Genomic DNA, 22,837 nt, shown 5'->3' with positions numbered 1-22,837 from the left:
GAACGAACGCTCCGAATCCGAAAGACACTGTCATGGAAAACAGCAACAACACCCCGAACGCTGCGTCTGCCGAAGCCGTGGCGCAGGCCCCCGCCGCGAGCAACAAGCGCCGCCGCGCATTGACCACGCTGGCCGCCGTCGTGGTCGTGGCCGGCGCCGCCTGGGGCGCCTACGAATGGCTGGTCGCCAGCCACTACGAATCGACCGACAACGCCTACGTGCAGGGCAACGTGATCCAGATCACGCCGCAGATCGGCGGCACCGTGATGGCGATCATGGCCGACGACACCGACCTCGTGAAGGCCGGCCAGCCGCTGGTGCAGCTCGACCCGTCGGATGCCAAGGTGGCGTTCGAGCAGGCCGAGGCGGCGCTGGCCCAGGCGGTGCGCCAGGCGCGCACCCTGTACGGCAACAACGCATCGCTGGCGGCCCAGGTCACGCTGCGCCAGGCCGACATCGCGCGCGCCCAGAGCGACATCGCCCGGGCCCAGGACGACCTCAAGCGCCGCCAGGCCCTGGCCGGCAACGGGGCGGTGTCGAAGGAAGAGCTGAACCACTCCGAGACCGCGCTGGCCAACGCCAAGAGCCAGCTGGCCTCGGCCCAGGCCGCGGTGCTGTCGGCGCGCGAGCAGCTGACCACCAACCAGTCGCTGACCGACGGCACGCCGGTGGAGCGCCATCCGAGCGTGCTCGCGGCGGCCGCCAAGGTGCGCGAGGCCTACCTGGCGACCCAGCGGGTCGCGATGCCGGCGCCGGTCGAGGGCTATGTCGCCAAGCGCACCGTGCAGCTCGGCCAGCGCGTGGCCGCGGGCACGCCGATGATGTCGATCGTGCCGCTGAACCAGCTCTGGGTCGACGCCAACTTCAAGGAAGTGCAGCTGCGCAACATCCGCATCGACCAGCCCGTGAAGCTCACGGCCGACCTGTACGGCAAGAAGGTCGAGTACGACGGCCGGGTGGCCGGCCTCGGCGTCGGCACCGGTTCGGCCTTCGCGCTGCTGCCGGCGCAGAACGCCACCGGCAACTGGATCAAGGTGGTGCAGCGGGTGCCGGTGCGCATCGCGCTCGACCCCGAGCAGCTCAAGGCCAACCCGCTGCGGGTCGGCCTGTCGATGGACGCCGAGATCGACGTCTCGAAGAAGGACGGCAAGTCGCTGGCCGACGCCCCGCGCGGCAGCGCGCTGATCCAGACCCAGGTCTACAGCCAGCTCGACAGCGGCGCCGACGCCGTGGTCCAGCGCATCATCGCCGCCAACCTCGGCCATGAGCCGGCGCCGAAGGCGCCGGCGGCCAGCAGCCTGCCGGTGTCGCCGATCTCCTCGCAGGCGCATCCGGGCTGATCGGGCGACCGCGCGCGATGTCGAACGCCACCGCTCCCACGCCGCTCCAGCCGCTCGAGGGCTCCGCCCGCGTCTGGGGAACCATCGCGCTGTCGGCCGCGACCTTCATGAACGTGCTCGACACGTCGATCGCCAACGTGTCGCTGCCGGCCATCGCCGGCGACCTCGGCGTCAGCTCGACGCAGGGCACCTGGGTCATCACCAGCTTCGCGGTGGCCAACGCCATCGCGGTGCCGCTCACCGGCTGGCTCACGCAGCGCTTCGGACAGGTGCGCCTGTTCATGGCGAGCGTGCTGCTGTTCATCATCAGCTCCTGGCTCTGCGGCCTGGCGCCCAACATGACGATGCTGATCGCCTTCCGCGCGCTGCAGGGCTTCGTCGCCGGGCCGATGATCCCGCTGTCGCAGACGCTGCTGCTGTCGAGCTATCCGCGGGCCAAGGCCGGCCTGGCGATGGCGATGTGGTCGATGACCACGCTGGTGGCGCCGGTGATGGGGCCGCTGCTGGGCGGCTGGATCACCGACAACATCTCCTGGCCCTGGATCTTCTACATCAACATTCCGGTCGGGCTGGCGGCGGCGGGCATCACCTGGGCCATCTACCGCAAGCGCGAGAGCGTCACCCGCAAGGTGCCGATCGACGGCATCGGGCTGGCCTTGCTGGTGGTCTGGGTCGGCGCGATGCAGCTCATGCTCGACAAGGGCAAGGAGCTCGACTGGTTCCACTCGGCCGTGATCCTGACCTTGGCGGTGGTGGCCCTGGTCGGCTTCGCCTTCTTCCTGATCTGGGAGCTGACCGACAAGCACCCGGTGGTCGACCTGTCGCTGTTCAAGCGCCGCAACTTCTGGTCGGGCGCCTTCGCGACGGCCGTGGCCTACGGGCTCTTCTTCGGCAACGTGGTGATCCTGCCGCTGTGGCTGCAGCAGTTCATGGGCTACACGGCGACGCAGGCCGGGATGATCATGGCGCCGGTGGGCATGCTGGCGATCATCTTCTCGCCGATCGTCGGGCTCACGGTCGGCAAGGTCGACCCGCGCCGCTACGCGACCTTCTCGTTCCTGGTGTTCGCGCTGGTGCTGTGGATGCGCTCGAACTTCAACACCCAGGCCGACTTCTGGACCATCATGATCCCGACCATCATCCAGGGCGTGGCGATGGCCTTCTTCTTCATTCCGCTGGTGACGATCACGCTGTCGGGCCTGCCGCCCGATCGCATTCCCGCCGCCTCCGGGCTGTCGAACTTCCTGCGCATCACCGCCGGCGCGATCGGCACCTCGGCCGCGACCACGCTGTGGGAGAACCGTGCCGCGCTGCACCACGCGCAGCTGGTGGAGTCGGTCAACACCGGCAGTTCCGCCGCCAACAGCGCGATCGCCAACTTCGGGGCCAGCGGATTCAGTGCCGACCAGGTGCTGGGGCAGATCAACCGGCTGGTCGACCAGCAGTCCTTCATGCTGGCTTCGAACGACGTGTTCTACGGCTCGGCGTTGCTTTTCCTGCTGCTGATCCCGCTGGTCTGGCTCGCCAAGCCGGCAAGGGGAGCCGGCGCGTCGGACGCGGCGGCCGGCGCCCACTGATTGCGGGCCGGCGCAGGCCGGCCTCAGGTTGCGTTGCAGCATAGGCATTTGCCCCAGTAGGCAAGTTTTGCCGCCCCTGCAAACAATGCGGTCCGCGCAGCCATGGTGGTGCGCTCAGATGGACCGCATGACCGACTTTTTCTGCCAGCCAACGGGCGACCGCGCGAGATGAGCGACATCATTCTCGAAACACGCCAGCTCACCAAGGAATTCAAGGGTTTCACCGCGGTCAGCAAGGTCGACCTCCAGGTCGTCAGGGGATCGATCCACGCGTTGATCGGCCCCAATGGCGCGGGCAAGACGACCTGCTTCAACCTGCTCACCAAGTTCCTCGAGCCGACCGCGGGCACCATCCTGTTCAACGGCCAGGACATCACGAGCGAGCGCCCGGCGCAGATCGCGCGGCGCGGCATCATCCGCTCGTTCCAGATCTCCGCGGTGTTCCCGCACCTGACCCTGCTCGAGAACGTGCGCCTGGGGCTGCAGCGCGCGCTGGGCACCTCCTACCATTTCTGGAAGAGCGAGAAGTCGCTCAAGCCGCTCGATGCCCGGGCCCGCGTGCTGCTGGCCGAAGTCGGCCTCGAGGACCTGGCCGACGAGCTGACCGTGAACCTGCCCTATGGCCGCAAGCGCGCGCTCGAGATCGCGACCACGCTGGCGATGGAGCCCGAACTGATGCTGCTCGACGAACCCACCCAGGGCATGGGCCACGAGGACGTGCACCGGGTCGCCGAGCTCATCAAGCGGGTGTCGGCCGGCCGCACCATCCTGATGGTGGAGCACAACATGAGCGTGGTCTCGACCATCGCCGACACCATCACGGTGCTGCAGCGCGGCGCCGTGCTGGCCGAGGGGCCGTACGCCGAGGTGTCGCGCAACCCGCAGGTGATGGAGGCCTACATGGGCACCACCGACGGCGCGCTGCAGGGAGCCCACTGATGGCAACCCCCGCACTGGAGATCAAGGACCTGCAAGCCTGGTACGGCGAATCGCACGTGCTGCACGGCGTCGACATGGTGGTGCAGCCAGGCGAGGTGGTCACGCTGCTGGGCCGCAACGGCGCCGGCCGCACCACCACCATGCGCGCCGTGCTGGGCCTCACCGGCGCGCGCAAGGGCAGCATCAAGGTCAACGGCACCGAGACCATCCACATGCCGACCCACCGCATCGCGCACCAGGGCATCGGCTATTGCCCGGAGGAGCGCGGCATCTTCGCGAGCCTCTCGTGCGAAGAGAACCTGCTGCTGCCGCCGGTGCTCAAGAGCGCCGACAAGGGCATGTCGGTCGACGAGATCTACGCCATGTTCCCGAACCTGGCCGAGCGCCGCCACAGCCAGGGCACGCGGCTGTCGGGCGGCGAGCAGCAGATGCTGGCGGTGGCGCGCATCCTGCGCACCGGCGCCCGCCTGCTGCTGCTCGACGAGATCTCCGAAGGCCTGGCGCCGGTGATCGTGCAGGCGCTGGCCCGCATGATCCACACGCTGCGCGGCAAGGGCTACACGGTGGTCATGGTCGAGCAGAACTTCCGCTTCGCGGCGCCGCTGGCCGACCGCTTCTACGTGATGGAGCACGGGCGCATCGTCGAGAAGTTCGGCGCCTCCGAGCTCGAAGCCAAGATGCCGGTGCTCAACGAGCTGCTCGGCGTCTGATCCCGCTTTTTTTTTCCAACCTGTTGATTGAACGGAGACCTCTCATGAAGAACCAGTTCAGCGCAATGACCCTGGCCGTCGCTGCGACGGCGCTCGCCTGCGGCGCCGCCCAGGCCCAGGAAAAGGTCAAGATCGGCTTCGTGACCGACATGTCGAGCCTCTATGCCGACGTCGAGGGCAAGAACGGCGCGCTCGCCATCCAGATGGCGATCGACGATTTCGGCGGCAAGGTGCTGGGCCAGCCGATCGAGCTGCTCACCGCCGACCACCAGAACAAGGCCGACATCGCGGCCTCGAAGGCGCGCGAGTGGATCGACACCGACGGCGTGACCATGGTCTTCGGCGGCACCAACTCCGGCACCGCGCTGGCCACGGCCAAGGTGGCGCAGGAGAAGAAGCGGGTCTACTTCAACAACGGCGCCGCCACCTCGGCGCTCACCAACGAGCAGTGCAGCCCGTACACGGTGCACTACGCCTACGACACGGTGGCGCTGGCCAAGGGCACCGGCGGCGCGGTGGTCGACCGCGGCGGCAAGAGCTGGTTCTTCCTGACCGCCGACTACGCCTTCGGCCATGCGCTCGAAGCCGACACCACGGCGGTGGTCAAGGCCAAGGGCGGCACGGTGGTGGGTGCGGTGCGCGCACCGCTCAATGCCTCGGACTTCTCGTCCTTCCTGCTGCAGGCGCAGAACTCGAAGGCCCAGATCCTGGGGCTGGCCAATGCCGGCGGCGACACCATCAACTCGATCAAGGCGGCGAAGGAATTCGGCATCGGCAAGAGCATGAAGCTGGCGGGCCTGCTGATCTTCCTGAGCGACATCCACAGCCTGGGCCTGAAGAACACCGAAGGCCTGCTGCACACCACCAGCTGGTACTGGGACCTGAACGACGACACGCGCAAGTTCTCGAAGCGCTTCTTCGACAAGACCAAGCGCATGCCGACCGACATCCAGGCCGCCGACTACTCGGCCACGATGACCTACCTGAAGGCCGTGCAGGCCGCGAAGACCGCCGACGCCGACAAGGTGATGGCCGAACTGAAGAAGACGCCGATCAACGACTTCTACGCCAAGGGCGTGATCCGCGCCGACGGCCGCATGGTGCACGACATGTACCTGGTCGAGGTCAAGTCGCCGGCCGACTCGAAGCAGCCCTGGGACTACCTCAAGGTCAACGCCAAGCTGCCCGGCGACCAGGTCTTCACGACCCAGGCCGACTCCAAGTGCGCGCTCTGGAAATGACGCCCCGATTTCTCTCACCCATCTCTCTTTTGAATCGACCATGAAGAAAACAATCGCACTTTCTGCCGTCTCCCTTGCCATCGCCCTGGCGACCGGCGCTGTTCAAGCCCAGGAGAAAGTGAAGATCGGCTTTATCACCGACATGTCCAGCCTCTACGCCGACGTCGAAGGCAAGGGCGGCGCCACCGCGATCCAGATGGCGATCGACGACTTCGGCGGCAAGGTCAACGGCCTGCCGATCGAACTGGTCACGGCCGACCACCAGAACAAGGCCGACATCGCCGCCTCCAAGGCGCGCGAGTGGATCGACACCGACAACCTCACGATGCTGTTCGGCGGCACCAACTCGGGCACCGGCCTGGCGATGGCCAAGGTGGCGCAGGAGAAGAAGCGCGTCTTCATGGTCAACGGTGCGGGCTCTTCGGCGCTCACCAACGAGCAATGCAGCCCGTACACGGTGCACTATGCCTACGACACCGTGGCGCTGGCCAAGGGCACGGGCGGCGCGGTGGTCGCGAACGGCGGCAAGAGCTGGTTCTTCCTGACCGCCGACTACGCCTTCGGCGCTGCGCTGGAATCCGACACGGCCAAGGTCGTCAAGGAGAAGGGCGGCACGGTGGTCGGCGGCGTCAAGCACCCGCTCAACGCCTCCGATTTCTCGTCCTTCCTGCTGCAAGCCCAGAACTCGAAGGCCCAGATCCTGGGCCTGGCCAACGCCGGCGGCGACACCATCAACGCGATCAAGGCAGCGAAGGAATTCGGGATCAACAAGTCGATGAAGATGGCCGGCCTGCTGGTCTTCATCACCGACATCCACAGCCTGGGCCTGAAGAACACCGAAGGCCTGCTGCTGACCACCAGCTGGGACTGGAACCTCAACCAGGAGACCCGCGCCTTCGGCAAGAAGTTCTTCGACAAGACCAAGCGCATGCCGACCGACATCCAGGCTGCCGACTACTCGGCCACGATGACCTACCTGAAGGCGGTGCAGGCGGCCAAGAGCAGCGACGCCGACAAGGTGATGGCCGAGCTCAAGAAGATGCCGATCAACGACTTCTACGCCAAGGGCGTGATCCGCCCCGACGGCCGCATGGTGCACGACATGTACCTGATGCAGGTCAAGTCGCCGAGCGAATCGACGCAGCCGTGGGACTACTACAAGGTGGTCGCCAAGCTGCCCGGCGAAGAAGTCTTCACGACCAAGGCCGAGAGCAAGTGCGCCCTCTGGAAATAAGCTGACCTCCTGACCTTTTCATCGCGATCCCTTCCGTCATGCAAATATCACTGCCTGCCTTGTTGAGCCAGCTCCTTCTCGGGCTGGTCAACGGGTCGTTCTACGCGATCCTGAGCCTCGGGCTCGCAGTGATCTTCGGCCTGCTCAACGTCATCAACTTCGCGCACGGCGCGCTGTTCATGCTGGGCGCGGTGCTGACCTGGATGGCGATGAACTACTTCGACGTCAACTACTGGGTCATGCTGGCGGTGGCGCCGGTCATCGTGGGGCTGTTCGGCATCGTCATCGAGCGGCTGCTGCTGCGCTGGATCTACAAGCTCGACCACCTGTACGGCCTGTTGCTCACGCTCGGCCTCACGCTGCTGATCGAAGGCGTGTTCCGCTCGATCTACGGTGTCTCGGGCCTGGCCTACGACACGCCCGACGCGCTGGCCAGCGCCACCGACCTCGGCTTCATGATCCTTCCCAACTACCGGGCCTGGGTGGTGGTGGCCTCGTTGACGGTCTGCTTCGCGACCTGGTTCGTGATCGAGAAGACCCGGCTCGGCGCCTACCTGCGCGCCGGCACCGAGAACCCGCGGCTGGTCGAGGCCTTCGGCGTCAACGTGCCGCTGATGATCACGCTGACCTACGGCTTCGGCGTGGCGCTGGCCGCCTTCGCGGGCGTGCTCGCGGCGCCGGTGATCCAGGTCTCGCCGCTGATGGGGCAGAACCTGATCATCGTCGTGTTCGCGGTGGTCGTGATCGGCGGCATGGGCTCGATCATGGGCGCCATCCTCACCGGGCTCGGGCTCGGCGTGATCGAAGGCCTGACCAAAGTGTTCTACCCCGAGGCATCCTCCACCGTGGTCTTCGTGATCATGGTCATCGTGCTGCTCATCCGCCCGGCCGGTCTCTTCGGCAAAGAGAAGTAAGACGGCAGCCCCATGAAAAAGCTCTCTACAGTCATCTACCTGCTGCTGCTCGTCGCCCTCGTTCTCGCACCTTTCGTCGGCGCCTATCCGGTGTTCGTGATGAAGCTGATGTGCTTCGCGCTGTTCGCCTCGGCCTTCAACCTGCTGCTGGGCTACACCGGCCTCTTGTCCTTCGGCCATGCGGCCTTTCTCGGCGGCTCGGCCTACGTGGCCGGCCATGCGATGAAGGTCTGGGGCCTGACGCCCGAACTCGGCCTGGTCGCCGGCACCGCGGCCGGCGCCTTCCTGGGCTGGATCTTCGGCCTGCTGGCGATCCGCCGGCAGGGCATCTACTTCGCGATGATCACGCTGGCGCTGGCGCAGATGGTGTTCTTCGTCGCGCTGCAGGCCAAGTTCACCGGCGGCGAGGACGGCCTGCAGGGCGTGCCGCGCGGCAAGCTCTTCGGCCTGGTCGACCTGCAGAACGACCTCACGATGTATTACGTCACCCTGGTGATCGTGGTGGCGGCGTTCCTGCTGATCGTGCGCACCATCCATTCGCCCTTCGGCCAGGTGCTCAAGGGCATCAAGGAGAACGAGCCGCGCGCGCTTTCGCTGGGCTATGACGTCAGCCGCTTCAAATTGCTGGCCTTCGTGATCTCGGCCGCGCTGTCGGGCCTCGCGGGCTCGCTCAAGACGCTGGTGCTGGGCTTCGCCACGCTGTCGGACGTGCATTGGAGCGCCTCGGGCCAGGTCATCCTGATGACGCTGGTCGGCGGGCTCGGCACCCTGTCGGGGCCGCTGGTCGGCTCGGCGGTGGTGGTGCTGCTCGAGAACAAGATCGGCGAGCTGGGCCACCTGCTGGCGCGCCTCACGACCGTCGACTGGTTCAACACGCTGGGCGAGTCGGTGACCATGGTCACGGGGCTGATCTTCGTGATCTGCGTGCTGGCCTTCCGGCGCGGGATCATGGGCGAGATCATCGCCTTCATCGATCGGCGGCGCGGGGTGGCGAAGGGCTGAGGGCCTTCAGATCGTTGGCGGCAGCACGATCGTGTGCCGCCGCTGCGCCAATGCCTGGTCGTGCATGGCCCGCAACAACGCATCGAGCTGCCGCGCGAAGCGTTGCGGCTGAAACAGGGACGAGGCCGCGACACGGTGGGCCAGGGCGCCTCGCAGGCCGCTGCGGCGTGGCGTGTCCTTCGCCAAGGCGATCGCCAGCCGCCGGTAGCCCGGGCTGCCCACAGCCACCAGTTCAGGCAACCCGACCGCGTTCAGCAAACTCGCCGCCATCCGGGCCACGAAAGTTTCCCCCGCGCGCGTGACCAGCGGCACGCCGGCGCGCAGCACGTCGCTGGCGGTGGTGCCCGAGTTGTAGGGAAAGGTGTCGAGCGCGATGTCGGCGAGCGCGATCCGCGCCTGGTGCGCAGGCAGCGGCTGGCGCCGGGCAAAGACCAGGCGCTCGGGCGCCACGCCGCGCCGGGCGGTCTCCTCGCGCAGGTTCTGCGCCGTCGTCTCGGACCCGGGTGGCGCCAGCCACAGGACGCTGCCGGGCACGGCCTGCAGGATCTGGCACCAGTCGTCCCACAGCTGCGGCGTGAGCTTGAAGATCTGGTTGAAGCTGCAGAACACCAGCGAGTCCTCGGGCAGGCCCTCGTCGGCGCGGCGCGGCGGCGGCGGCAGCGCATGCAGGGCCGCATTGGGCTGGAAGCACTCGGGCATCAGGGCCAGCGTCTCGCTGAAGTGCTGCGCCAGCGCCGGCGGCGTGGCGATGGCGTCGCCGATCACGTAGTCGGCCAGGCGCGGCTCCCCCAGGCTGCCGATGTAGCCGAGCCAGGAGGCGATCACGGGCGCCGGGCGCAGGGCGGTGATCGCCAGCCGCGCATGGGTGGTGTAGCCGGTCAGGTCGACCAGCACGTCGATGCCGTCATCGCGGATGCGCCGCGCGGCGTCGAGGTCGTCCATGGCGCCGATGTCGATGAAATGGTCGGCGGCCTGCTGCAAGGCCCGGCGCTGCGCGTCGTCGGCCGGCGGGCCGTAGGCGTAGAGGAACACCTCGGACTGCGCGCGGTCCTGGGCGGCGATGACCTCGGTCACCAGGTGCGCCACCGGATGGTTACGGAAATCGGCCGACAGGTAGCCGATGCGCAATGCGCCCTCGCGGGGCGTGGCGGGGGCGGCCAGCGGCGGGTGCGCGAGCGCCCAGGCCCACTTGCAGCGGGCGAAGCGCGCCGCCGCACTGCGCTGCAGTTCGGCGCTGCTCTCGGGCAGCGCGAGCAGATAGAGCGGCGCCATCTCGCTCGGCCGGTCCCGCGCCAGCGCAGCCACCAGCGCCGCTGCCGTCGGCTTGCCCTCGGGCCGCCAGTCGGCGGCATCCCGGCGCAAGCCCAGCGCGCTGCCGATGAATCTGGGATCGTGCGGGTCGAGAACGATGGCCTGCCGGTAGTAGCGCAGCGCCTCCTCGGGCTGCTTCAGCCGCTTGAGCAGATCGGCCAGGTTGCCGATGGCCGGCAGGAAGCGGGGCTGGACGCGCAGGGCCTCGCGATAGCACCGCTCGGCACCGGCGAGATCCTTGCGGTTTTCCAGTTCGTAGCCCAGGTTGGTGAGGGCATTGGCGTAGTCGGGCCTGGCCGCCAGCGCCTGCCGGTAACAATGCAGGGCCTCGTCGCGGCGGCTGGCCTGGAAGCTGCGGGCCAGCAGGTTGCCCAGGTTGTTCCAGGCCTTGGCCTGCCGCGGATCGAGCGCCACGGCCCGCCGGTAGGCGGCTTCGGCCTCGTCGGGCCGATGCAGCGCGTTCAGCGTGAGGCCGAGGTTGGTGTGGGTCTCGGCGCCCGCGCCCGCGGCGATCGCCGCCTGCAGGGCCTGCGCCGAGCCCGGCAGGTCGTCGTGCAGGAAGCAGGCCGCGCCGAGCAGCGCCAGGCCATCCCGGTGGTGGGGGGCCCGCGGCAGCAGCTTGTCGCGACACAGGCCGATGGCCGCCTCCCACTGGCCCTGCTGGTACAGCGCCAGGGCCTGCGCGTAGAGCGCGTCGGGCCCGGCCGGCTTCGGCGCCGCCGCGAAGCGGGAAAAAAGGGGGTGCGGCCGGGGCGCGCGGGATCGGTTCATGTGAAGACGGAGGAACAGGCAGCGCGCACTCTAGCGGCGCACTGGCGGCTGCCTCGTCTTGCTGCGCGCCGTTCGGATCAACGCGCCATATCCGGTCGCACAAAGGGAAAGCGACTGCGGCATGGACCGCCTTTTCGGGCCTCGGATCGGCCTCAGACCCCCAGGTGGTCGCGCCAGACCGAGCGGTCGGCGTCCAGCGCCGCCGAGTCGCCCTGCCACACGACGCGGCCGCGCTCCAGCACCACGTGGTGGTCGGCCAGGCCCAGCAGCCGGTCGATGTACTTGTCGACCACCAGGATCGTCTGGCCGGATTCCTTCAGCTGCCGCAGGCAGCGCCAGATCTCCTCGCGGATCACCGGCGCCAGGCCTTCGGTCGCCTCGTCGAGGATCAGCAGGCGCGGGTTGGTCGACAGCGCCCGGGCGATCGCCAGCATCTGCTGCTCGCCGCCCGAGAGCTGGTTGCCCATGTGGCCGGCGCGTTCGCGCAGGCGCGGAAACAGCGCCCACAGCCGCTCCAGGGTCCAGCCGTCGCGCAGGCCGTTGCGGTCGTCGGCGAAGGCCACCAGGTGCTCGCGCACGCTGAGGTTGGGAAAGCACTGGCGGCCCTCGGGCACGATGGCGACGCCCAGGCGGGCGATCGCGTCGGGCGCCAGGCCGCGGGTGGTCTGGCCGGCGAAGCGGATCTCGCCGCCGCGCAGCGCGAGGGCGCCGATCAGCGTCTTGATCGTCGTGCTCTTGCCCATGCCGTTGCGCCCGAGCAGCGTGGTCACGGTGCCGGGCGGGATGTCAAGGTCGATGCCGAACAGCACCTGGCTGGCGCCGTAGCCGGCCTCGAGCCGGCGCGCCGTGAGCAAGGCGTGCGATGACGCGCCGCTCATGCCATCGCCTCGACCGATGCGTCCTCGGTGCCGAGGTAGACCGCCTGCACCTGCGGGTGCCCCTTGATGGTGGCGGCATCGCCGGCCACCAGCACGCGGCCGTAGACCAGCACCGAGATGCGGTCGGCCAGCGCGAACACGGCCTTCATGTCGTGCTCGATCAGCAGGATCGCCATGTCGCCCCGCAGGCTGTGGATCAGTTCGGTCATGCGTTCGGAGTCCTCCGGCCCCATGCCGGCCATCGGTTCGTCGAGCAGCAGCAGCTTGGGGCTCGCGGCCAGCGCGAGCGCGACGTCGAGCTTGCGCTGGGCGCCATGGGGCAGGGTGCCCGCGATGCGCTCGAACTGGCCCGCCAGGCCGACTCTTTCGCCGAGCGCGTGCGCGGTCTCGAACAGCGCCGCCTCGGCATCGCGCGGCCGCAGGAAGCGCAGCGAACTCCCCGCATGGGCCTGGGCCGCGAGCAGCAGGTTGTCGCGCACGGTCGCGTCGCGGAAGATGCTCGTGATCTGGAAGCAGCGCGACAGCCCGGCCTCGACCCGCCGGTGCATCGGCAGCCCGGTGAGCGCCACGCCGTCGAGCACGATGCGGCCCGCATCGGGCGCATGCAGCCCCGAGATCAGGTTGACGAGCGTGGACTTGCCGGCGCCGTTGGGGCCGATCAGCGCATGGATCTCGCCGGCCGCCACTTCCAGGCTCACGTGGTCGGTCGCCAGCAGCGCGCCGAAGCGCTTGACCAGGCCCTCGACTTGGAAGAGGCTCATTCGGTCGCTCCCGCGGGTGTCGCCGCGATCGTTGCACGCGGCTTGCGCTGCAGCATCGCCACCAGGCCGCGCGGCGCCAGGAAGACGATCAGCAGCAGCAGCACGCCGAGCGGCAGGTGCCAGTAGTCGGTGTACTGCCGGGTGATTTCCTCCAGCAGGATCCAGGCGGCGGCGCCGACCGGTCCGCCCCAGCGCCGGCCCACGCCGCCGATCACCACCATCACGATCAAGGTCGCCGATTGCGTCCAGTGCATCACGGCCGGGCTGACGAAGCTGTTGTTGGTGACCAGCAGCGCGCCGGCCAGCCCGGCGATCGCGCCGGCGATCACGAAGGCCGCGAGGCGCAGCCGGAAGACCGGGTAGCCCATGGCCTGCATCCGTGTCTCGTTGTCGCGGATGCCGGTCAGGGCATGGCCGAAACGGGACCGGGTGGCGCGGTTCAGCAGGGCCATCACGGCCGCGAACAGGACCAGGACGACCCCGTACAGCGTCGGCTCGTTCGCCAGGTCGAGGCCCAGGCCCAGCGTCGGGCGGGCCGGCAGGTTGTAGCCGTCGTCGCCGCCATAGACGCGCAGCGACACCGCGACGAAATAGAGCATCTGCGCGAAGGCCAGCGTGATCATGATGAAGTAGACGCCACGGGTGCGCAGCGCGACCAGGCCGATCAGGGCCGCCGCGCCGGCGGCGACCGCGGCCGCGGCCGGCCAGAGGACCCAGGCCGAGCTGACGCCGGCGTTGACGAGGGCCACCAGCGCATAGGCGCCGACGCCGAGGAAGCCGGCGTGCCCGAGCGCCGCCATGCCGCCGAAGCCGAGGATGAAGTTCAGCCCCGCAGCCGCCAGCGCGAAGATCAGCGCGCGGCGCACGAAGCCGATGTAGAAGTCCAGGCCCAGCACCGGCGCCACCAGCGGGAATGCCGCGAGCAGCGCCAGCGCCAACCAGGGGGCCCAGCGCGCGGCGGGCGAAGCTTGTTGTTGCGGCATGCGTTTCAGCCCCGCGCCGGGAACAGCCCGGCCGGCTTGAAGACCAGGACGCCGGCCATCAGCGCATAGGTGGCCAGGCCGGCGATCGCCGGCGCGAGGTCGGACACCACGGTCGGCGGCAGCACGCGGCCCAGCGCCATCGGCACGAAGGCGCGGCCGACGGTGTCGACCAGGCCGACCAGCAGGGCCGCCACCAGGGCGCCGCGGATCGAGCCGATGCCGCCGATCACCAGCACCACCAGCGACGGGATCAGGATGTCCTCGCCCATGCCGATCTGCACGGCAGTGATCGGGCCCATCAGCGCGCCGGCCAGCGCCGCCAGCGCCGCGCCGAGCAGGAACACCAGCGAGAACACGCGGCCGACGCGCACGCCCATGAACTCGGCCATGGCGCGGTTCGACGCACCGGCGCGCACCACCATCCCGATGCGCGTGCGGTTGACCAGCAGGTACAGGCCCAGCGCCACCGCGGCGCCGGCGGCCAGCAGCACCATCCGGTAGGCCGGATAGAAAAGCCCCGGCAGCAGCTCGACCGGCCCCGACAGCGCGGCCGGTGCCGAGGCCATGACGGGCGACGGCCCCCAGATCATCTTGACCAGGTCGTCGGCGATCAGGATCAGGCCGAAGGTCGCGAGCACCTGGGCCAGGTGGTCGCGGCCGTAGAGCCGGCGCACCAGGAACACCTCGAGCAGCAGCGCCGCCAGCACCACGACCGCGATCGCCACCGCCACCGCGGCCACGAAGGAGCCGTGGTGCGTGTGCACGGTCGCCGCCACGTAGGCACCGCCCATGAAGAGCGAGCCGTGCGCCAGGTTCATCACGTCCATGATGCCGAACACCAGCGTCAGGCCGGCGGCCAGCAGGAACAGCATCAGCCCGTAGCCGAAGCCGTTGAGCAGTTGCTCGAAGAGGAGGATCGCCGTCATGCGTTCAGGACTTCAGCGGGCACTGGTCGGCATAGGCGTCGCGGTAGCCCTTGAGCGGGGTCGAGAGCGTGCGGTTGGTGATCTTGCCTTCGGCGTTCTTGCCGATCACGCGCAGGTAATAGTCCTGGACCGGGAAGTTGTTGTTGCCGTACTTGAAGGGGCCGCGCACGGAGTCGAACTTCGCCGCCTTCAGCGCCTTGAGCACCGCCGGCTTGTCCTGCACCTTGCCGCCGGTGTCGCGCACCGCGGCGTCGATCGCCATGATCGCGTCGTAGGCCTGCGCGGCATAGAAGGTCGGATAGCGGTTGTAAGCCTTGCGGAACTCGGCCACGAACTTCTCGTTGGCCGCGTTCGGCAGGTCATGCGACCACTGCGAGGTGCTGAACAGGCCGAGCATCGGCTCGCCGACGGCGGCGATGGTGTCCTCGTCGGCGGAGGCCGGCGTGGTCACCAGCGTGATGTCCTTCGACAGCCCCGAGGCCACGAACTGCTTGATGAAGTTGATGCCCATCGCGCCGGGCAGGAAGAAGAACACCGCCTCGGGCTTGGCGGCGCGCATCTGCGCGAGCTCGGCCGCGTAGTCGAGCTGGCCGACCTTGCCGTAGATCTCGCCCGCCACCGTGCCGTTGAAGCGGCGCTTGAAGCCGGTGAGGTGGTCGCGGCCGGCGGGGTAGTTCGGGGCGATCAGCACGGCGCTCTTGAAGCCCTTCTCGCTGGCGTACTTGCCGGCCGCCTCGTCCCAGGTGTCGTTCTGGTAGGTCGAGCCGAAGAAGTAGGGGTTGCACTGGGCGCCGGCGTACTGGCTCGGGCCCGGGTTGCTCGTGATGTAGGGCACCTTGGCCGCGAACAGCGTCGGGCCCACCGCGAGGGCGACGTTGGAGGGCGTCGGGCCGGTGAAGAAGTCGATCTTGTCGCGCTGGATCATGCGGTCGACCACCTGCTTGGCCTGATCGGGGCTGCCGGCCGTGTCGGCCTGCACGAACTCCGCTGGCTGGCCGCCCAGCTTGCTGCCCAGCAGCTTGATCGCGAGGTTGATGCCGTCGCGCGCCTCGGCGCCGCCGGCCGCGAAGGGGCCCGAGATGTCGAGCGCCACCCCGACCTTGACCGGCTCGGCGGCCAGCGCATCGGCGCAGAGCGCCCAGGCCGCGAGAGCGATCGCGCAGCAACGAAGGGAGGACATCGGAAGTGTGGCGTTCATGGCAGTGAGGGTGGATGAAGTGGAAGGATCATTCGGCGGCAGGGACGCCGACCTCGACGCGGCCCGCGCGCACCTGCACCGGAAAGCTGCGCACGGCTTCGGTCACCGGGCCGCCGCGCGTCTCGCCGCTGCAGATGTCGAACAGGCCTTGGTGCAGCGGGCATTCGATGCAGCCGTTCTCGACAAAGCCGTCGGACAGCCGCGCGTTGCCGTGCGTGCAGAGGTCGTGCAGGGCGTGCAGCGCGTCGCCCTGCCGGAACACAGCAATCGGCGTGCCTGCCGCGATCACGGGCCAGACGGCGCCGTCGGGAAAGTCGTCGGGCTCGCCGACGTCGTGCCAGGCGAGCGCCTCGGTGGCGGAGGTGTGGGTCATGGTGGTGTGGTCGTCCGGCGTGTCAGATGGGCGTCGCGAGCAGGGTCTGCACGCGCGAGGTGTCGTAGATGGCGCGCCGCTTCTGGTAGCGCCAGCCCTCGGGCGTGCGCACCACGCGGTCGAGGTAGCGGCCGGCCTGGTAGACGAATGACTCGCCATTGGTGCGCGTCTGCACCACCACGTAGCTCGATTCGGCATCGACCGTGTCGTCGTCGACGCGCGTCAGCTGCAAGCCCGAGGTCATGTGCCGCGAGGCATGTTCCTCGTAGATGTTGGCATGGCGCAGCGACAGCACGCGGTCGCGCAGCATGCGCTGGTTGTCGCAATGGATCACGCCGATCGGCAGCCCCATGTCGGCGTTCTCCCTCGGCACGATCTCGTACAGGCACTCCTCGGTGAAGAGCGCGGCCCACTCCTCGAGGCGGTCGTTGTCGAGGGCGGCGCAGTAGCGCTCCTGCAACTGCTGGATCTCGAACCACAGCACGATCGATTCGATCGCAGTGGGGGCGGGTTGTTCGCGGGTCATCATGTTCATGGCGTGCCGCCTTCAATAGCCCATGAGCTTCTGGTAGCCCATCCAGAACTTCCGGATCAGGCTCTCGGTGATCAGGGTGTCGACCTGGTCCGGCTTGGCCAGGCCCATGTCCATCACCGAGGTGGTCTCGCCGTCGCGCACCGTGCCGCGCTGCACCAGCTCGGTGGCCTCGGTGTCTTCCATCGAGATGTAGCCGGCCGGGCCGACCAGGTTGGCCTGCTTGATGCGCAGCGCGCGCAGTTCGGGCGTGTCGTCGGCGTAGCCGAAGAAATGGAACACCAGCTCGAACTGGTCCGGCCCCTTGGGCAGCACCTGGCGTGCCACCAGGGTGTTGTGGATCTGCTGGATCACGAGCTGCGGGAAGATGGTCTGGATGTGGTTCGTGCAGTCTTCTTCGAATTCCTTCACGAAGCCCAGCACCGAGTCGTCCTCGAGGTGGAAGCCGTCGTCCATCGAGCGGATGGTCTGCTGCTTGTAGGCGCTGGCGGTGTCGCCCTCGTCCTTCTTCGTCGCCGTGATGATGCTGTGCAGGCCGTGCGTCGCGTCGGGCAGCGAGCGCGCTTGCATGCCGACGCGGAAGATGTTGAAGGTCGTGTGGAACAGGTGCAGCATGCTCGCGTGGTACGGGTCCTTCACGTTCTCGTAGTAGAGCTTCCAGTTCGAGTGCGCGTACTGGCGCGTGCAGCCCAGGTAGACGATCGGCTTGTGGAAGATCCGGTCGACCCAGGGGCGCATCTCGGCGCCGATGTAGTCGAACAGCGGTGGCGTGTCGTCGCTGAAGCTCGCGAACACCAGCCCCTTGTAGCTGTCCACGCGCAGCTGGCGCAGGCTGTGGTTCCTCGGGTCGAAGTCGGCCGGCATGCCGGCCACGTCCTTCTGGCCGCGCCGGAAGGGCACGCCCTCCAGGTTGCCGGCGGCGTCGTAGCTCCACTGGTGGTAGACGCAGGTGTGCGACCTGGCGTTGCCGCGCGCATGCCGGCAGACGGTGGCACCGCGGTGCGCGCAGCGGTTGACCCAGGCCGCCAGCGTGCCCTCGGGGGTGCGCGTGACGACCACCGGCGTGTCGCCGACGAAAGTGCTCTTGTAGTCGCCAGGGTTCGGGATCTCGGCTTCGAGGGCGACGAAGTTCCACACCGGGCCGCGGAAGATGCGCTCCTGCTCGCGCTCGTAGACCTCCTGCGAGCTGAAGACCTTGTAGGGCACGCGGGAACCATCCGCGCGCGGGAAATGCACCGAACTGGCCGCTGGCAGCCGGTCGGGCGAGGGGCGCAGTGCGCTGATGTCGACGATCTGGTTCATGGGGGGCTTCCGGGTGGCGGCCGTGCTGGGCGGCGTGCGGTCCATTCTTCGGAAGCCGTCGACGGGCGGCTATCCGATTCGCGCAGGCTGGCCGGCGGCTTGTCCGGATCGCGCGAAAAGCATGCGACGCCGTGGCTCGCTTCTTGCTGAAACCGCTTCATGACCTTCGCATCCGCCGCTGCTCCTGCCCCGTCGGCGCACCGGATGGGCGCCTTCGAGCCCAGCGTGCTGCGATCGAACCGGTTGTTCGAATCGCGCGACCTCGACGAGGCGCGCGAGCGCATCTCGCGCGTCATGCAGCCGCACGAGGTGTGGCGCGTCGGGGGCTCGGCCGATGGCGGTGCGGGCTCGCACATGGATTTCGTCCGCGTCGGCGGCATCGGGCTCGGCACCATCGATTTCGGCGAGGCCGTGCAGCTCGAAGTCGATGCGATCGACGACTACCACCTGCTGATGTTCTGCCTGCGCGGGCAGGCCGAGACGCGGGTCGACGGCCGCGCGATCGCCGCCAGCACGCACGCCGGCATCGTCTGCGCGCCCGGGCACGATTTCAGCGCGGCGCTGTCGGCCGACTGCGAGCAGTTCGTGGTGCGGCTGGACCGCGCCATGGTGCAGCGCCACGCAGGCGGCGAGGTGCATTTCAACGAAGGCCTCGACCTGCGCCGCCCCGAGCTGCAGCCCTGGCTGGAGCAACTGCGCGCGCTGGCCACCTCGCCCCACCTGCTGGCCACGGCGCAGCGCCATCCGCTGATCGCGGTGGAACTCGAACGGCTGCTGGTGCTGCTGCTGCTCGAAGGCCAGGGGCGGCATGCCGCGCCGGCGCCGCCTGCGGCGCGCGGCATCGCCTCCGGCTGCGTGCGCCGTGCCGAGGCCTACATGCAGGGCCATGTCGAAGAGGCGATGTGCCTGGCCGACATCGCGCAGGCCGCGGGCGTGCCGGTGCGCACCCTGCTCGACGCCTTCAAGCGCTGCCGCGACCACACGCCGATGCAATATCTCAAGGAGCTGCGGCTCGAACTCGCGCGCCGCCGCCTGCAGCGTCCGGATGCGGCGACGCGCGTCTCGGCCGTGGCGCTGGACTGCGGCTTCGTGCACCTGGGCCGCTTCTCGCAGGCCTACAGCCGGCGCTTCGGCGAGTCGCCTTCGGTGACGCTGCAGGCGAACCTTTGAGGCCGCTCCAGCAGTCGGACAACTCAGAGCTTCAGGGCCTGCGCATAGCCGGTGAGCTCCAGGTAGCCGCGCCCCACCGGCTGGCCGTCGGCATCGAGCAGTTCGCTCAGCCCCTCCCAGTACACCGTGCCGGTCGCGCCTTGGCCGTCGAGCTCCTGGTCGTCGAGCAGCGCACGCACCGTAAAGACGCCGGCCGGCGTGTGGACGCGCCATTGCGTCGGGTACACGGCGCGCGTGCGCGGGCTGGTCCAGCGCTGCAGGGGCTCGAAGCGCAGCGCCTCGGGCCCGAACACCTGCAGCCGCCCGTCGGCCGTGCGCAGCGAGCCGCCGTGCCAGAGGGCCGAACCGTCGCGCCGCCGGAGGCGGAACGCGGTCAGCGCGCCGCCGTCGAACAGATTGATGCCGATCCAGTCCCAGCCCGTGGCCTCGGGGTGCATCAGCGCCTCGCTCCATTCATGGTCCAGCCAGGCGCGGCCCTGGACGTCGAAGCGCTTCCCCTGCACCGTCAGGCTGCCCGTGGCCGCGAGTTGCGGCTCGCTGTAGTAGTAGCTCGCCTGCTCGGGTTCGGGGCCCTTGCGCGACAAGCCGGCGCTGCCCTGCAGCAGCAGCGGCTGGGTCGGCGCGAAGCGCAGGTCGATCGCGAAGCCGGTGGCCGGCAGCCGCGCCGCGTAGCCGCCGCCGTCACGCTGCAAGGACCAGTCGCGCAGGCGCAGCTCGGTATCGGTTTCGGACGCGGAGGCGATGCCGAAGCCTTCGCGCGCGATGCGCTGGTCGTGCCACAGCTTGCGGCCCTCGAGATCGGTGATGGCCGCATGGGCGAAGATCAATTGCTTCGCCGCGAAGGCGGAACGCATGGCCTGCGTCGCATCGACCCGCGAGCGGAAGAAGGTCAGCTGGAAGCCGAACTCGCGCGCGCCGGCGCGGGCATGGCCGGTGATGTACCACCACTCGGTGCGCAGATCGGGGTGGCTGCCGTAGTCGCGCGGGAACTGCAGCGTGCGCGCCGGCAGCGCCCAGGCCGCGGGGGCCGCGAGTGCCGACAGCAGCAGGGCGCGGCGCGACCATCCGACGCCGCCGTGTGGACCGATCGGGGGCCGGCTCACCAGTCCTCCTTGACCGCCAGCACCGCATCGCGCCCGGCGGCGGCGCGGCCGGCCAGCCAGGCCGTGACCGTGCCGGCCGCGACCACCGCCGCGCACAGCGCGCCCAGCCGCAGCCACGGCACGAGCAGGTCCATGGTCCAGTGGAAGCTCTGCGGGTTGACCACGTGCACCAGCACCACCGACACCGCCAGCCCGAGCAGCAGCCCCGCGACCGCACCGATCGCGGTCCAGGCCGCGCCTTCGCCGGCCACGATCGCCAGCACCTGGGCGCGCGTGAAGCCCAGGTGCACGAGCAGCCCGAACTCCTTGCGCCGCGCCAGCACCTGGGCGCTGAAACTGGCCGCGATGCCGAACAGGCCGATCGCGATCGCGACCGCCTGCAGCCAGTAGGTGACGGCGAAGCTGCGGTCGAAGATGCGCAGCGAGGTGGCGCGGATCTGGGCCACCGACGAGATCTCGACCGGCTCGGCCGCCGCCGCCTCGCGGGCGGCCAGCGCCTGCACCGCCTGCTGCACCCGGCCCTCGGCCGCGCCGGGCGCCAGCCACAGCGCGACGTCGCTGGCACCGGCGTCGCCGGTGAGGCGCTCGAAGTCGCGCGCGTCCATGGTGATGGCGCCGAATTGCCGCACGTAGTCACGCCAGATGCCGGCGACGAAGAAGACCGGTGGCCGGCCGCCGGGCACGGGACTCCAGGCGCGCGCCAGCGGCTCAAAGGCGGCGCCGGGCCGGGCGCCGTAGAGCTCGACCATCGCCTCGCTGACGTAGATGCCGGTCTGCCCGGCGGGCACCGGCAGGGCGGCGCCGAGCAGCGGCATCGAGCGCCCGACGTCGGTGTCGAGACTGCGCGCGATCAGCGTCACCGCGGGCCGCGACGGATCGATCAGCAGGGGCCGCGTGCGCAGCGTGCCGGTGCGGGCCACGCCGGGCAACTGCGCCAGCGCCTGCACGAAGGCGGGCGGGAACAGGGCCGGCTCGCCGCCGGCACCGGCGGCGCTGCGCAGGTACAGGTCGGCCGGCAGCACGACGTCGAGCCAGCGCGTGACCGAGTCCCGGAAGCTCGCCACCATCACGGTCAGTGCCACCGCCAGGCTCAGGCTGGCGACCACGCCGCTGACCGCCACCGCCGCGGTGCCGCGCATGCGGCGGGCGCGCTCGATCGCCAGCAGCGGCAGCAGCCGATGGGCGGCCAGCGGCGCCAGGCGGTCGTAGACGCCCGCGATCAGCCACGGCAGCGCCGTGATGCCGCCGACCAGCAGGAAGCCGACCGACAGATAGGCCGCGATCGGAATGCCGTGGATCGCCGGTGCCATGGCCAGCGCACCGCCGGCGGCGATCAGCAGCAGCGCGAGGCGGTGCGCGCCGCCGCCCGCCGCCGCGGTGCCCAGGCCCTTGAGCGTCTGCGCCTCAGGCAGCGCCTGGGCGGCGCGTGCCGGCCACCAGCCGCCGACACCCGCTGCCAGCACGCCCAGCGCGCCGTAGGTCAGCGCGGCGGGCGTGCTCCAGCGCAGGGTCGGGGCCACGCCGTCGAAATAGCCGCCGCCCAGGTCGCCGCCCAGCAGCTTGAGCGCCAGCTCGGCCAAGGCGGTGCCGAGGGCGATGCCGGCCGCGCTGCCGATCAGCCCCAGCACCAGCGATTCGGCCAGCACCAGGCGCAGCCGCTCGCCTGGCGTCAGGCCCAGCACGCCGAGCAGGGCGAACTGCTGCGCGCGCTTGGCGACGCTGAGCGCCAGCACCGAGAACACCAGGAAGGCGCCGGTGAACAGGGCCACCAGGGCCAGCACCGTGAGGTTGACGCGGTAGGCGCGCGACAGGTTGCTCACCCGCTCGGCCGCATCGCCCGGTTCGGCGACCTGCATGCCGCCCGGCCAGCCCGGCGACTGCTGCAGCGAGCGGATGAAGTCCGCGTGGCCGGTGCCCGGCGCCAGCCGCAGGTCGATGCGCGTGAGCTGGCCGCCGCGGCCGAACAGGTCCTGCGCGGCGCCGATGTCCATCACCGCCAGCGCAGGGCCGCCGGCCGCCACCTGGCCGGCGATCTGCAGGGGGTGCCATTGGGTGCCGGCGCGCAGCTGCAGCTGCGTGGCCTGGTCGCCGATGGCCTTGCGCGCGGCGGCGTTGAGGAACACCTGGCCGGGCGCGAGCAGCGCGTAGCGGTCGGCGCCGTCGGCCGGCCTCGGCATCAAGGCCGGTGCGATGGTCGGCAGGGCCAGCGCGTCGATGCCGACGACCCGCAGCGGCAGCCGCCGTTCGCCGACCCGGGCGACGCTGGGCAGTTCGAGCACCGGGCTCGCCAGCACCACCTGCGGATGCCGCGCGACCTGCGCCAGCACGGCTTCGTCGAAGCTGCCCTGGGCGGCCCGCAGCTCGAGATCGGGCTGGCCGTTGACCGAGCGCACCGCGCTCGAGAATTCATCCAGCGCCGAGGCGTTGATCAGCTGCACCGAGAAGGCCAGCGCGACGCCCAGCATCACGGCGACGACCGCGGCCGCGTTGCGCCACGGGTGGTGGCGCAGCTCCTGCCAGGAGAAGGTGAGCAGCAAGGCCTTCATCGCAGCCCATTCTGCGCGATGCGCCG

At 69.6% G+C, this 22,837-nt stretch carries 20 protein-coding genes; 9 read left to right on the top strand and 11 right to left on the bottom strand.

The annotated features are described in order from the left end of the window. Positions 1-32 precede the first annotated feature (32 nt). From QTI33_RS29150 to QTI33_RS29115, 8 genes are all read left to right on the top strand, one after another. The gene (locus tag QTI33_RS29150; RefSeq protein WP_286509963.1) at positions 33-1,340 is read left to right on the top strand and encodes an HlyD family secretion protein; all 1,308 of its coding nucleotides are present in this window, start codon (positions 33-35) and stop codon (positions 1,338-1,340) included. 17 nt (positions 1,341-1,357) lie between these two features. Then, positions 1,358-2,917, top strand: coding sequence for a DHA2 family efflux MFS transporter permease subunit (locus QTI33_RS29145; RefSeq protein ID WP_286509962.1), 1,560 nt, complete (start codon positions 1,358-1,360; stop codon positions 2,915-2,917). Positions 2,918-3,085: 168 nt separating this feature from the next. Beyond that, complete coding sequence (locus tag QTI33_RS29140; RefSeq protein ID WP_286509961.1) at positions 3,086-3,856, top strand: ABC transporter ATP-binding protein; 771 nt, start codon at positions 3,086-3,088, stop codon at positions 3,854-3,856. Further along, positions 3,856-4,566, top strand: a complete 711-nt coding sequence (locus QTI33_RS29135; RefSeq protein WP_286509960.1) for an ABC transporter ATP-binding protein — start codon at positions 3,856-3,858, stop codon at positions 4,564-4,566. The genes QTI33_RS29140 and QTI33_RS29135 overlap by 1 nt, the downstream gene beginning before the upstream one ends. Positions 4,567-4,610: 44 nt before the next feature. Continuing rightward, on the top strand, positions 4,611-5,807 hold the full coding sequence (locus QTI33_RS29130; protein ID WP_286509959.1) for an ABC transporter substrate-binding protein: 1,197 nt from the start codon (positions 4,611-4,613) through the stop codon (positions 5,805-5,807). 40 nt (positions 5,808-5,847) lie between these two features. Further along, complete coding sequence (locus QTI33_RS29125; RefSeq protein ID WP_286509958.1) at positions 5,848-7,041, top strand: ABC transporter substrate-binding protein; 1,194 nt, start codon at positions 5,848-5,850, stop codon at positions 7,039-7,041. A 38-nt stretch (positions 7,042-7,079) separates the two neighbouring features. Beyond that, complete coding sequence (locus QTI33_RS29120) at positions 7,080-7,955, top strand: branched-chain amino acid ABC transporter permease (RefSeq protein WP_286509957.1); 876 nt, start codon at positions 7,080-7,082, stop codon at positions 7,953-7,955. A 12-nt stretch (positions 7,956-7,967) separates the two neighbouring features. Then, positions 7,968-8,957: a branched-chain amino acid ABC transporter permease gene (locus QTI33_RS29115; RefSeq protein WP_286509956.1), complete on the top strand. Its 990-nt coding sequence runs from the start codon at positions 7,968-7,970 to the stop codon at positions 8,955-8,957. 6 nt (positions 8,958-8,963) lie between these two features. Here the strand turns inward: QTI33_RS29115 and QTI33_RS29110 are convergent, their stop codons facing one another. The 9 genes from QTI33_RS29110 to andAc form a co-directional block, all read right to left on the bottom strand. Continuing rightward, complete coding sequence (locus QTI33_RS29110; RefSeq protein WP_286509955.1) at positions 8,964-11,039, bottom strand: O-linked N-acetylglucosamine transferase, SPINDLY family protein; 2,076 nt, start codon at positions 11,037-11,039, stop codon at positions 8,964-8,966. A 152-nt stretch (positions 11,040-11,191) separates the two neighbouring features. After that, positions 11,192-11,893 (bottom strand): ABC transporter ATP-binding protein, encoded by a 702-nt coding sequence (locus tag QTI33_RS29105; protein ID WP_444814907.1) that lies wholly within the window; start codon positions 11,891-11,893, stop codon positions 11,192-11,194. A 20-nt stretch (positions 11,894-11,913) separates the two neighbouring features. Next, positions 11,914-12,678: an ABC transporter ATP-binding protein gene (locus QTI33_RS29100; RefSeq protein ID WP_286509952.1), complete on the bottom strand. Its 765-nt coding sequence runs from the start codon at positions 12,676-12,678 to the stop codon at positions 11,914-11,916. After that, on the bottom strand, positions 12,675-13,661 hold the full coding sequence (locus tag QTI33_RS29095; RefSeq protein WP_286509951.1) for a branched-chain amino acid ABC transporter permease: 987 nt from the start codon (positions 13,659-13,661) through the stop codon (positions 12,675-12,677). Before QTI33_RS29095 ends, QTI33_RS29100 begins: the two co-directional genes overlap by 4 nt. 5 nt (positions 13,662-13,666) lie before the next feature. Then, positions 13,667-14,587, bottom strand: coding sequence for a branched-chain amino acid ABC transporter permease (locus QTI33_RS29090; protein WP_286509950.1), 921 nt, complete (start codon positions 14,585-14,587; stop codon positions 13,667-13,669). 4 nt (positions 14,588-14,591) lie between these two features. Further along, positions 14,592-15,785 (bottom strand): ABC transporter substrate-binding protein, encoded by a 1,194-nt coding sequence (locus tag QTI33_RS29085; RefSeq protein ID WP_444814903.1) that lies wholly within the window; start codon positions 15,783-15,785, stop codon positions 14,592-14,594. Between the two features lie 28 nt (positions 15,786-15,813). Further along, positions 15,814-16,158 (bottom strand): non-heme iron oxygenase ferredoxin subunit, encoded by a 345-nt coding sequence (locus QTI33_RS29080; protein WP_286509949.1) that lies wholly within the window; start codon positions 16,156-16,158, stop codon positions 15,814-15,816. 22 nt (positions 16,159-16,180) lie between these two features. Next, positions 16,181-16,693 carry an anthranilate 1,2-dioxygenase small subunit AndAd gene (andAd, locus tag QTI33_RS29075; RefSeq protein ID WP_286509947.1) on the bottom strand — a complete coding sequence of 171 codons (513 nt, stop codon included), beginning with the start codon at positions 16,691-16,693 and terminating at the stop codon, positions 16,181-16,183. 12 nt (positions 16,694-16,705) lie between these two features. After that, positions 16,706-17,992: an anthranilate 1,2-dioxygenase large subunit AndAc gene (gene andAc / locus QTI33_RS29070; RefSeq protein WP_286509946.1), complete on the bottom strand. Its 1,287-nt coding sequence runs from the start codon at positions 17,990-17,992 to the stop codon at positions 16,706-16,708. Positions 17,993-18,151: 159 nt separating this feature from the next. On the opposite strand from andAc, the gene andR reads away from it, so the two are divergent. After that, the gene (gene andR, locus QTI33_RS29065) at positions 18,152-19,162 is read left to right on the top strand and encodes an anthranilate 1,2-dioxygenase regulatory protein AndR (RefSeq protein ID WP_286509945.1); all 1,011 of its coding nucleotides are present in this window, start codon (positions 18,152-18,154) and stop codon (positions 19,160-19,162) included. Between the two features lie 23 nt (positions 19,163-19,185). Here the strand turns inward: andR and QTI33_RS29060 are convergent, their stop codons facing one another. Both QTI33_RS29060 and QTI33_RS29055 read right to left on the bottom strand, forming a co-directional pair. Continuing rightward, on the bottom strand, positions 19,186-20,265 hold the full coding sequence (locus tag QTI33_RS29060; RefSeq protein ID WP_444814902.1) for a lipocalin-like domain-containing protein: 1,080 nt from the start codon (positions 20,263-20,265) through the stop codon (positions 19,186-19,188). Beyond that, positions 20,262-22,811 (bottom strand): FtsX-like permease family protein, encoded by a 2,550-nt coding sequence (locus QTI33_RS29055; RefSeq protein ID WP_286509944.1) that lies wholly within the window; start codon positions 22,809-22,811, stop codon positions 20,262-20,264. The genes QTI33_RS29060 and QTI33_RS29055 overlap by 4 nt, the downstream gene beginning before the upstream one ends. Between the last annotated feature and the right edge of the window lie 26 nt (positions 22,812-22,837).

Source organism: Variovorax davisae (assembly GCF_030316845.1).
GTDB lineage: Bacteria > Pseudomonadota > Gammaproteobacteria > Burkholderiales > Burkholderiaceae_C > Variovorax > Variovorax davisae.
The sequence above is the reverse complement of the archived record's forward strand: the minus strand, read 5'-3'. Positions and strand labels throughout refer to the sequence as shown.